7 protein-coding genes and 1 pseudogene are annotated in these 10,215 nt (G+C 72.5%); 4 read left to right on the top strand and 4 right to left on the bottom strand.

Features of this window, described 5'->3' with window-relative positions:
• Positions 1 to 153 precede the first annotated feature (153 nt).
• On the top strand, positions 154 to 1,107 hold the full coding sequence (locus AC07AZ_RS33120; RefSeq protein ID WP_478854379.1) for an ABC transporter substrate-binding protein: 954 nt from the start codon (positions 154 to 156) through the stop codon (positions 1,105 to 1,107).
• 205 nt (positions 1,108 to 1,312) lie between these two features.
• On the opposite strand, the pseudogene AC07AZ_RS33125 reads toward AC07AZ_RS33120, so the two are convergent.
• Both AC07AZ_RS33125 and AC07AZ_RS33130 read right to left on the bottom strand, forming a co-directional pair.
• Positions 1,313 to 1,945: pseudogene (locus tag AC07AZ_RS33125) on the bottom strand (GTP-binding protein); the annotation flags it as partial.
• 159 nt (positions 1,946 to 2,104) lie between these two features.
• Entirely contained in the window at positions 2,105 to 3,367 is a 1,263-nt protein-coding gene (locus tag AC07AZ_RS33130) for a DUF5685 family protein (protein ID WP_478854381.1), read from the bottom strand.
• Between the two features lie 300 nt (positions 3,368 to 3,667).
• Here AC07AZ_RS33130 and AC07AZ_RS33135 point away from each other — a divergent pair, with 300 nt between their 5' ends.
• Positions 3,668 to 4,108 carry a cell division protein SepF gene (locus AC07AZ_RS33135; protein ID WP_356039793.1) on the top strand — a complete coding sequence of 147 codons (441 nt, stop codon included), beginning with the start codon at positions 3,668 to 3,670 and terminating at the stop codon, positions 4,106 to 4,108.
• Positions 4,109 to 4,146: 38 nt separating this feature from the next.
• On the opposite strand, the gene AC07AZ_RS33140 is transcribed toward AC07AZ_RS33135, so the two are convergent.
• The gene (locus AC07AZ_RS33140) at positions 4,147 to 5,337 is read right to left on the bottom strand and encodes an acyl-CoA dehydrogenase family protein (RefSeq protein ID WP_478854383.1); all 1,191 of its coding nucleotides are present in this window, start codon (positions 5,335 to 5,337) and stop codon (positions 4,147 to 4,149) included.
• A 289-nt stretch (positions 5,338 to 5,626) separates the two neighbouring features.
• Positions 5,627 to 7,267, bottom strand: coding sequence for an MFS transporter (locus AC07AZ_RS33145; protein WP_478854385.1), 1,641 nt, complete (start codon positions 7,265 to 7,267; stop codon positions 5,627 to 5,629).
• Positions 7,268 to 7,529: 262 nt separating this feature from the next.
• Here AC07AZ_RS33145 and AC07AZ_RS33150 point away from each other — a divergent pair, with 262 nt between their 5' ends.
• Positions 7,530 to 8,792, top strand: a complete 1,263-nt coding sequence (locus AC07AZ_RS33150) for a hypothetical protein (RefSeq protein ID WP_478854387.1) — start codon at positions 7,530 to 7,532, stop codon at positions 8,790 to 8,792.
• 238 nt (positions 8,793 to 9,030) lie between these two features.
• Entirely contained in the window at positions 9,031 to 10,044 is a 1,014-nt protein-coding gene (locus AC07AZ_RS33155; protein ID WP_478854389.1) for a phosphatase PAP2 family protein, read from the top strand.
• Positions 10,045 to 10,215: the final 171 nt, after the last annotated feature.

The raw sequence follows: 10,215 nt of genomic DNA on the forward strand, positions 1-10,215 counted from the left end.
CGTCGGCCGCGACGCGCAGGGTGTGCGTGCCGTCGTCGAGTTCCTTCCCCCCCCCCCCCACCCAGCCCCCCCACCCCCCCTCCCCCCCCCCCCCCCCCCCCCCCCCCCCGCGCCTCGCGCTTCCCGCCTTCTGCCCACAGGAGACCGCTCACGATGCGTACGCCGACGCATGCCCGCCACCGGCTTTTCGCCCCGTTCGCCCTGATCACCTCGGCCGCCCTGCTCCTCACCGCGTGCGGCTCCGGCTCGGACGACTCCACCGGCACCGCCGCGAACGGCGCCGCCAGGGCCGACAAGATCCCCACCACCGACGTCGTCTCAGCCGTCCGCAAAAACGCGGCGGCGGCCCGGCTGCTGCCGTCCGGCGTGAGCGGCCTCACCCTCGCGGTCGCCGTCGGCGGCACGCCGCCCGGGACCACGTACCTCGACGACGGCAAGACCCTGACCGGCCAGGACGTCGACTTCGCGCACGCCGTCGGCAAGGTTCTCGGCATCAAGCTGAAGACGGAGCAGGCGAGTTTCGAGGCGATCCTGCCCGCGCTCGACAGCGGGAAGTACGACTTCGGCGCCAGCAACTTCGGCGTGACCGAGGAGCGGCGCAGGACGATCGACTTCGTCACCTACATCAACGACGGCCAGGGCTTCGCCACCCGCGAGGACAGCAAGCTCGGCAAGGTCACCGACCTGAAGCAGCTGTGCGGCCTGAACATCGCGACCGGCGCCGGCACCACCTTCGAGGCCACGCTGGAGGAGAACAAGCACCTGTGCGGCGACGCGGGGAAGAAGGCGTACAAGGTGCAGACGTACAGCGAGTCGGGGGCCATCTGGTCCTCGCTCCAGCAGGGCCGCAGCGACATCGTGATGTCCACCATCAACGGCCTGCGCTACGCCGTCGCCCAGCAGGAGGGCGTGAAGTTCCTCAACGAGTTCCACCGCCTGGACGTCGGCTTCGCCTTCAAGAAGGGCACGAAGCTGGCTCCGGCCTTCCAGGCGGCGGTGAACAGCCTGATCGCCGACGGCACCTACGCCAAGATCCTCAAGAAGTGGGGCACGACGGGCTCGGCGATCGACGAGTCCCGGATCTCCCCGCCGGAACTGAAGGACTAGGGCCGCGACGGGCGACGTCTGCCCGTCAGGGAGCGGCGTCCGGTGCGTGCTCTCGGTGTGCCGGACGGAAGTCCCCGTACTGGACGTACGGGGGCTTTCGGCCGGTGCGGTGAGAGGGCGTGCCGGGCGTCGCGACGGGGCGACCGTTGCCTGCCGCGGCGCCGGGCGGCGTGCGCGGGGGCCCGGGGTGTTCACGCGGCAGGACGGCGGAGGGCCGCCGCGCGGTGTCGCGTGCCCCGGCGACCCGGTCCATCAGCACGGCCAGCACATCCCGTACGGACGCCCGGTCGCGCGCGTCGCACTCCAGCACCGGCACCTCGGCGTCCAGCCCCAACGCGGCCGCGACCTCGTCAGGTTCGAACCGTGCGGCCCCGTCGAACCGGTTGACGGCGAGGACGAACGGCGCCCGCTGCCGCTCGAAGTAGTCGACCGCCGGGAAGCACTCCTCGATCCGCCGCGTGTCCGCGAGGACCACCGTGCCGAGGGCACCCTCCACCAGGTCGTCCCACAGGAACGAGAACCGGTCCTGACCGGGGGTGCCGAACAGGTACAGCGCGATCGTGGGGTCCAGGGTGACGCGGCCGAAGTCGAGTGCGACGGTCGTCGTGGTCTTGGACTCGACGCCGGCCAGCGAGTCGACGCCCACCGACATCTGGGTGATCGGCGCCTCCGTCTCCAGCGGGCGGTCGATCTCCGAAATGGCTCTGATGAAGGTCGACTTGCCCACCCCGAGCCCGCCGCTGACCACGATCTTCACCGCCAGCGGCACGATCCTGTCGGAGCGCCGGGACGTGGGCTGCCCGGTCCCCGGCCCCTTCGCTGATCCTTTCGCGAACATATCCGGCTCTACGTCGGGCGGCTCGTCACCGTTCATCCGGGCGGGAAGCTTGGGGAAGCCTTCACCGTCAGCCGTCGTGGCCGCTCCACCGATTCCCGTTGTGCGCCACTCGTTCGCCCTGCCTGGTCCGGTTGCGGGGGTCGTGCTCCGGCCGCTCCCTCACAGCCCGCAGTCGCAGCACGAGCAGCATTCACAGCACTCGCAGACTTCACAGCAGTCGCAGCAGTCGCAGTTGCCGCACCACCCCTCGCGCCGCTGCCGCGACCACGGCCCCTCGTACTCGTCGGCGCAGCACACCCGGCAGGTGCAGCACAGCCCGAGGGCGACCGCGCACCCCGACCAGAACCCGCGCCTGCCGGGCCGCGGCGGCTCGCCGCCGAAGGGATCGCCGCCGTGAGGATTCCCGCCGTGGGGGTTGTCGCCGTAGGGGTTTCCCGGTGCGTGCGGGCCCTGGGGGGAAGGGCGCCCGCCGGGCTGCGGGGGCCCGAAGGCGGCCTCGGGGGCGGCATCCGCGACCGGGGCGGTGTGTCCGCAGGACGACACCCCGAACGCCCGGTCCACCGAGCGCCGCAGCTCGTGCACCAGCAGCAGGTGCGCCAACTTCCCGTCGGCGTTGCGCCGGTCCGGCGACGTGCCGGGGCCCCAGGCCACTTCGCGCAGGGCGAGCCGTATGCCGTGCAGCGCGTCGTCCGCGAGGCGCCGGGCCTCGGCGAGCGGGGTGCCGGTGGCCGTGAGCGGGTTCCAGGCGCCCGACGCGGCGTCGGCGGCCTGGTCCTCCACGGCGTCCAGGAGGTGCGCCAGCCGCCCGAAGAGACGCCCGGCCTCCGCGAGCGGCACGGCGTTGCCCGGCCGTCCCGCGAGCACGGCGGTGTGCGCGAAGGCCGCGGCGGTGGCGGTCTCGGTGGGCTCGGTCACCGTGAGGATCGGCGTTCCGGCGCCGGCGAGCGCCTCGATGCCGGTCTGCCGCTCCACGGCGTCGACCAGTACGGCGGTGTCGAACCCGACGTCCAGGCCGGTCCGCGCCCCCGCCTTCCGCCAGCTCACGGCGACCCGGCGGGCGGCGAGCGCCACCGGTCTGCGGGCCAGCAGCCCGTCTCCGTCTGTTACATGGTCACGCACCTTGGCGGAGGCGAGCACCAGGGAGACGGCCGCCGCGAGCCGGGCGCCCTCACCCTGAGCGACGGACGCGGTGCGCATTCCGCGCAGCGGACAGGGCCCGGCGGTACGCGTTCGCCCCTCGCCGCCGCTTCCCTGAGCCTCCGTCAGAACGGAGACCAGAAGACCGTCGTAGTTGGTGGCCACACGCGCGAACTGCCCGTGATCTCCGCGCAACGCGAGACACAGCCCGCACAAATGCGCCATCCACTGGGCTTTGAGGCTCTCTCCGAGCCGATGGGTGCAGGGCCTGACGATTCCGAACACGACGATCCCCCGAGGTTCGTGCGGCGTTGGACTGCGCTGAGCTGCCGCATCGTACCGACCTCCACGTTCACCCGTACGCTCCACCCGTCACCCGTACGCCGTGAAGAATCATATTTCACTCACAGTCAGCAGTTGTTTGCGAAACGACCCTTGGGACACACGGACTCTCGACGTATTCGCTGTGCACCAGTACCGTCACAAACCCCCCGCGCGGCGTCTATCCACTTGGCGCACGGTCCGCGTCATGGATGACCATAGGGATGCGGAAAGCAAGAATGACCGCTGTGAGAGGAGGCGTCCATGGGATCGGTGCGCAAGGCGAGTGCCTGGCTGGGCCTCGTTGACGACAACGATGACGAGCGTTACTACGACGACGACGGATACTCCGAAGGGACCGAGCCCGGGGAAGCCTGGGTCACCGATCCGAGAGTGAAGGTGGCCGCGGAGGTCGCCGAGGCGAAGGAGCGCCGGATCGGCACGGTCACTCCGGACAGCTTCCGGGACGCGCGCGCCATCGGCGAGCTGTTCCGGGAAGGGGTGCCCGTCATCGTGAACCTCACGGCCATGGACGCCGCCGACGCCAAGCGCGTGGTCGACTTCGCGGCCGGGCTGATCTTCGGTCTGCGTGGTTCCATCGACCGCGTGTCCAACCGCGTGTTCCTGCTGACCCCCGCCGACACGGAGATCGTGAACGGGGACCCGGCACCGCACCGGACGGACGGCTTCTTCAACCAGAGCTGAGGCAGGGCCGCTCATCGGCCCTGCCCGCTACCGGGGGGTCAGCGGAAGGCGTCGAGTCCGGTGAGCGCCTTGCCCAGCACGAGCTGGTGCATCTCGACGGTGCCCTCGTAGGTGAGCACCGACTCGAGGTTGGTGGCGTGCCGCATCACGGGGTACTCGAGCGAGATCCCGTTGGCGCCGAGGATGGTCCGGGCCGTACGGCAGATGTCGATGGCCTCGCGCACGTTGTTGAGTTTGCCGAAGCTGACCTGCTCGGGACGCAGGCGGCCGGCGTCCATGCGCCGCCCCAGATGATGGGCGAGCAGAATCCCCTTGTGCAGTTCGAGGGCCATGTCGGCGAGTTTGGCCTGGGTGAGCTGGAAGCCACCGATGGGCCGCCCGAACTGCTCCCTCGACTTCGCGTAGTCGACGGCGGTCTCGAAGCAGGAGCGCGCCGCCCCCATCGCCCCCCAGACGATGCCGTAGCGGGCGTGGGAGAGACAGCTGAGCGGGCCCTTGAGGCCGACGACCTCGGGCAGCACGGCGTCGGCGGGCAGCCGTACGTCGTCCAGGACGAGCTCGCTGGTGACGGAGGCGCGCAGCGACCACTTGTGCTTGATCTCCGGGGCGGAGAACCCGGCACTGCCGGTCGGCACCACGAACCCGCGGATCCCCTCGTCGGTCCGCGCCCAGACGACGGCGACCTGCGCGACCGACCCGTTGGTGATCCACATCTTGCGTCCGTTGAGCACCCAGTCCCCGCCGTCGCGCTTGGCGTACGTGCGCATGGCGGCCGGGTCGGAGCCGTGGTCGGGTTCGGTCAGGCCGAAGCACCCGATGGCCTCGCCCGAGGCCATCCGCGGCAGCCAGTCCTGCTTCTGCTCCTCGCTGCCGAAGCGGTGCAGGGCGTACATGGCGAGGGAGCCCTGCACGGAGACGAGGGACCGGATGCCGGAGTCGGCCGCCTCCAGCTCCAGACAGGCGAGCCCGTACTGCACGGCGCTGGCGCCGGCACATCCGTAGCCGGTGAGCGACATGCCCAGCGCGCCGATGCCGCCGAGTTCGCGGGCCAGTTCACGGATGCCGGGCAGCTCGCCCCGCTCGTACCAGTCGGCGACATGGGGCAGCACACGGTCCGCCGCCCAGGCGCGCACGGTGTCCCGGACGGCCAGGTCCTCCGGGTCCAGCAGGTCGTCGATGCCGAGCGGGTCGGCGGGGTCGAACGGGGGCAACTTCGAGGACGCGGACATGGGGACACCCTCCGGCACACTGAAAACTAGCAGCGCTAGTCACGACTCCGGCCCGAGGTTACGGCCCGGTGCCCGGCACGTCCAGTACGCGGGCCCGTGTACGGGGGCGACGGCGGGCGGGTGAGGGGTGGGAGGCGCGTGGGGGCGAGCGGGAGACGGGCGGCGGGCGGGCGAACGGGAGGCGTGTGGGGGCGAGCGGGAGACGGGCGGCGGGGTGGGGGGAGGCGCGTGCGGCAGGGGACGCCGGGTCACGCCGAGACACGGGACCGCGGGACCGCCGGGCCGCAGGTCACGCCGAGACGCGGGACTCCGCGACCTCCCGGGGCGCGGGCAGCCCCACCGACCCCGGCGCCGGCTCGGGTCCCGGTCCCGGATCGGGTGCCGGTCCCGCCTCCTCGCACTGCATCACCCGCGGCAGCCGCAGCGCCATCACCGCGCCCAGCAGCAGCAACGCGGCGCTGACCAGCAGGGTCATGTGCAGTCCGTGCACGAAACAGTCCCGCGCGGTGCGCCGCAGCGCCTCACCGGCGGGGCCACCGAGCCGTCCGGCGACGTCGTACGCCTCGCCCAGGGAGTGACCCGCCGCGGCCGAGTCCGCGGCGGGGACGCCCGGTACGGACGCGAGCCCCGGCGCGTACGCCGCGTTCATGACGCTGCCGAGCAGCGCGATGCCGATACCGGCGCCCAGCTGGTACGAGGTCTCGCCCACCGCCGCCGCGCCGCCCGCCTGCTCGGGTGGAGCCTCGCTCAGCATCGACTCGTACGCACCGAACAGCGTCGTCTCCAGCCCGAAGCCCAGCAGGAGGAACCCCGCGAGCAACAGGCGCGCGTTGTCCTCGCCGCCCATCGCGGTCAGCAGGACGACGGCGGCGGCGGTCAGACAGAAGCCGGCGCACACCATCCGTCGCGGTCCGAACCGGCGCAGCAGCCGCGCTCCGGCCAGCCCCGCCGCCATCGCCGCGATCGTGAGCGGCAGCAGCCGCAGTCCGGTCTCCAGCGGCGACAGGTCGAGCACGAGCTGGAGGTACTGCGCCGCGATCAGTTCCAGGCCGACCAGCGCGAGCATCGCCAGCACGATGCAGCCCACCGACGTGCTGAACGCGGGGCGGGCGAACATGCGCAGGTCGACCAGGGGATGCGTGCGCCGCCGCTGCCGGCGTACGAAGAGGACGATGAGCGTCGCGCCGACGAGCAGCGGCACCACCGTGAACGCGTCGAGTTCCCCGCCCCCGAGCCGTTTCACGCCCAGCACCAGCGCGAACAGTCCCGCGGCCGCCGTCAGCGCGCCGACCACGTCCCAGGGACCGTCGCCGGCCCCGCGCGACTCGGGCAGCAGCAGCCGCCCGACGGGCAGGCTGACCAGCATCAGCGGGATGTTGACGAGGAAGACCGAGCCCCACCAGAAGTGTTCGAGGAGGAAGCCGCCGAGCAGTGGGCCGACCGCCGCGCCCACCGCGGCCACCGCGCTCCAGATGCCGATGGCGAGCGCCCGCTCACGCCGGTCGGGGAAGACCTGGCGGAGGATGGACAGCGTGGCCGGCATGATCATCGCGCCGCCGACGCCGAGCAGGGCGCGGGCCAGGATCAGGACCTGGGCGTCGTGGGCGAGGGCCGCCAGTCCGGACGCGACGCCGAACAGGGCGTATCCCAGCAGCAGGATCCGTCTGCGGCCCACCCGGTCGCCGAGCGTGCCGAAGAGGATCAGCAGCGAGGCGCAGACCAGGGGATAGACGTCGACGATCCAGAGCAGCGATATCGCGCCGGGCTTGAGGTCCTCGGTGACCGCGGGCACCGCCACGTGGAGCACGGTCGCGTCGAGGGCGACGAGCAACAGGCTGGTGCAGAGGACCACGAGGACGACCCAGCGGTTGGCACCGGCCCCGGCCGCCCGACGGCGCAGCGCGGCGGCGGCCGTGGTCGTCCCGGACATGTACGTACCTCCCAGATGTTCCCTCGCGTTCGGCGGGGCTCACGGGGCGGGGACTCCCCGTGACTCGGCCGGGGAGGAGCGGTGGTCCCCGGCCCGCGCAGCGAATGGCGAGTGACGAGCCAATGTACGCGAGTTCGAGCCGGTGCCCAGTGGCGGACCTCTCAGAGCTCCCGCCCAACCCGTGTGGCGTACGCCACGCCCCTGGGCGGTGGGCACACCCCGGCCCGCGGGCCGGGCGCGTACGCCGTCGATAATCGGGCCCGTGACCGATCTTGAGACGCGCGCGGCCCGGCCCGGCGGCACGGCCCTGCGCCGGGCGGCCCCTGCCCTCCTCGGGTACGCGGCCGTCCGCGCCCTGGGCCTGCTCGCGCTGGCCCTGTGGAGCGCGGCGCGCGGCAAGAGCGCGTACACCCTGCTGACCGCCCGCTGGGACGCGCTCTGGTACACCAGGGTCGCCGGGCTCGGTTACGGCTACGAGGTGCGCCTGCCTAACGGCGACGTCCACTCGAACCTGGCCTTCTTCCCGCTGCTGCCCTGGCTGGAGCGGGCACTGGCGGCGGTCAGCCCGCTGTCGTACGCCGACGCGGGCTTCGCCGTCTCCCTGCTCGCCTCGCTCGCCGCGGCCTGGGGGATCTTCGCGGTCGCGGACCAGGTGTACGGCCGCCGCGCGGGGGTGTGCGCCGTGCTGTTGTGGGCCGTCCTGCCGGTGGGGATCGTGCAGTCGATGGCGTACAGCGAGTCCCTGTTCACCGCGCTCGCCGCCTGGTCGCTGTACGCGGTGCTGACCGGCCGGTGGCCGACGGCGGGAACCCTGGCCCTGCTGGCCGGTCTGACCCGCCCGGTGGGGCTCGCCGTGGTCGCCGCGGTGTGGGCGGCGGGCATTGCCTCGTTCGTGCGGGAGCGGAGCACGTCGCGGGCGGGCAGCGCCCACGCCGGCGAGCGCGCCTCCGATCCGGCGGCCGATGCCCGAACCCGGCGCGACCCGGAGGCGGGCGGCGCGCGATACGCCATGCGCGCCCCCGGCGTCCGGGCCCGGTGCGCCCTCGGTATGTTCCTCGCCCCGCTCGGCGCCGCCGGGTACGTCCTGTGGGTCGGCCACCGCACCGGCGGCGGCCCGCTCGGCTATCTCGACGTCCAGGCGGGCTGGCGCAACGGCTTCGACGGCGGATACGCCTTCGCGCGCTTCGTCGCCGCCAGGTTCACCGCGTTCCCCTCGGCCCTGGCGGGCGTCGGCCTGATCCTCGGGGTCGCCCTGCTCGTCCGGCTGTACGTCGTCTGCGTGCGGCAGCGCCAGCCGCTCCCCCTTCTGGTGTACGCCGGGGTCGTCACCGCGCTCGCACTGTGCGCGTCGAGCTACTTCGGCTCGAAACCGCGGCTGCTGCTGCCCGCCTTCCCCCTGCTGTTCCCCCTCGCCCTGGCCCTGGCCAGGCTGCGTACCCGCAGGTCGGCACTGGTGGTGGGCCTCGTCGCGCTGGCGTCGGCCGCGTACGGGGCGTTCTGGCTGAACGGATCGGGTCCGCCATGATCGACCGGATGCCCTGCGTGAGCGGCCGGATAAATCCACCCCATGATTCGGTGAACGAATTCATAAGCGCAATAAAACCGCGACGCGGAATGATCAAAGGAATTGAAGGGTCACGCGAGCCGGGATTGTTGAATCCCTGGAAATAAACCTGTCCCTGAGAGGAATCCCACATCACATCGTCATCACAAAGCCGCTGATTCGACGGGGAACTGAGCTCACTCGCTGTAACGTCGATTGGGTGCGTACCAAACGAAACCTCACCCGTCTGGACCGGGTGTTCGCCAGACTCGACCGTGAGCCGGAACGACCGGCTCACATCGACGTGCCGAAGATGAGCCGGCACCGGGTCGTGCTGCTCTGCGCGTCCCTGGCCTTCTATCTGGCGATCGTGTGGGCCGTGGTCGTCACCTCGTGGCTGGTCCGCCTCGACTGGCAGGTCATGTTCTTCCGGCCCTACCAGCAGTGGCCGGGGATCCACGCCTTCCTCGACTACTACGTCGTCCTCGGCCAGCGCGGCCCGACGGCCGTGATGGTCGCGTCCTGGCTCGGCTGGCGCTCCTGGCGGCAGCACACGCTCCGCCCGCTGCTCACCCTGGGCGCCTCCCTGCTGCTGCTGAACATCACGGTCGGCGCCGCCAAGCTGGGCATGGGCCGCCTCGGACCGCACTACGCCACCACCATCGGCGCCAACGAGATGGGTCTGGGCGGCGACATATTTCCCAGCGGCCACACCGCCAACGCCGTCGTGACCTGGGGCATCCTGGCCTATCTGGCCTCCACCCCGCGCGCCCGCCGCTGGCTGTCCGCCATCTCGGCGGTGACCTCCCTGGGCGTGGGCCTGACCACCGTCTACCTCGGTACGCACTGGCTGAGCGACGTCGTGCTCGGCTGGATCGCCGGCCTGCTGATCCTGCTCGCCCTGCCCTGGTGCGAGCCGCTGATCGCCCGCGCCGAGGACGCCCTCTTCGACCTGCGCGACCGCTGGCGGGCCCGCCGCGGCGCACCTGCGCCCGTGCCGGCCCTGCCCGTCGCGACGCCCGTCCGGGTCACCGCCCGCGGCACCGACGAGCCCGCGGCGCCCGAGCCGGTCCCCGCGTCCCACTCGGCCCGGGCGCCCGCCTACCACCTGGCCCCGGGCCCGCACACGACCCGTTCCGAGCGCACCCCGGTCACCCCGGTCGGCAGCCGCCGCCCGCCGCACCCGGAGCGCGTCACGCGCGGCACGGCCGCCCGCCCCCTGACGGGCGGCTGACCCTCGGCGGACGGGTGCCGGTACGCACCGCCAGACCCCCGCGCACACGACGGACCCGGGTCCCCGATCGGGGGGGCGGGGCCGTCGTGGTGTCCGCCCCTCCCAGCCCAGCCCCCACCGCCATCCCCCCCCCCGAAATTCCGCCGTCCCCCCCAGGGACCCACGGTGGTG

This window comes from Streptomyces sp. NPDC043878 (genome assembly GCF_056435735.1).

Excerpts from the sequence above, each read along its gene's own strand:
- AC07AZ_RS33120 (WP_478854379.1), top strand. The coding sequence starts at position 154 with ATGCGTACGCCGACGCATGCCCGCCACCGGCTTTTCGCCCCGTTCGCC.
- AC07AZ_RS33135 (WP_356039793.1), top strand. The coding sequence starts at position 3,668 with ATGGGATCGGTGCGCAAGGCGAGTGCCTGGCTGGGCCTCGTTGACGAC.
- AC07AZ_RS33140 (WP_478854383.1), bottom strand. The coding sequence starts at position 5,337 with ATGTCCGCGTCCTCGAAGTTGCCCCCGTTCGACCCCGCCGACCCGCTC.
- AC07AZ_RS33145 (WP_478854385.1), bottom strand. The coding sequence starts at position 7,267 with ATGTCCGGGACGACCACGGCCGCCGCCGCGCTGCGCCGTCGGGCGGCC.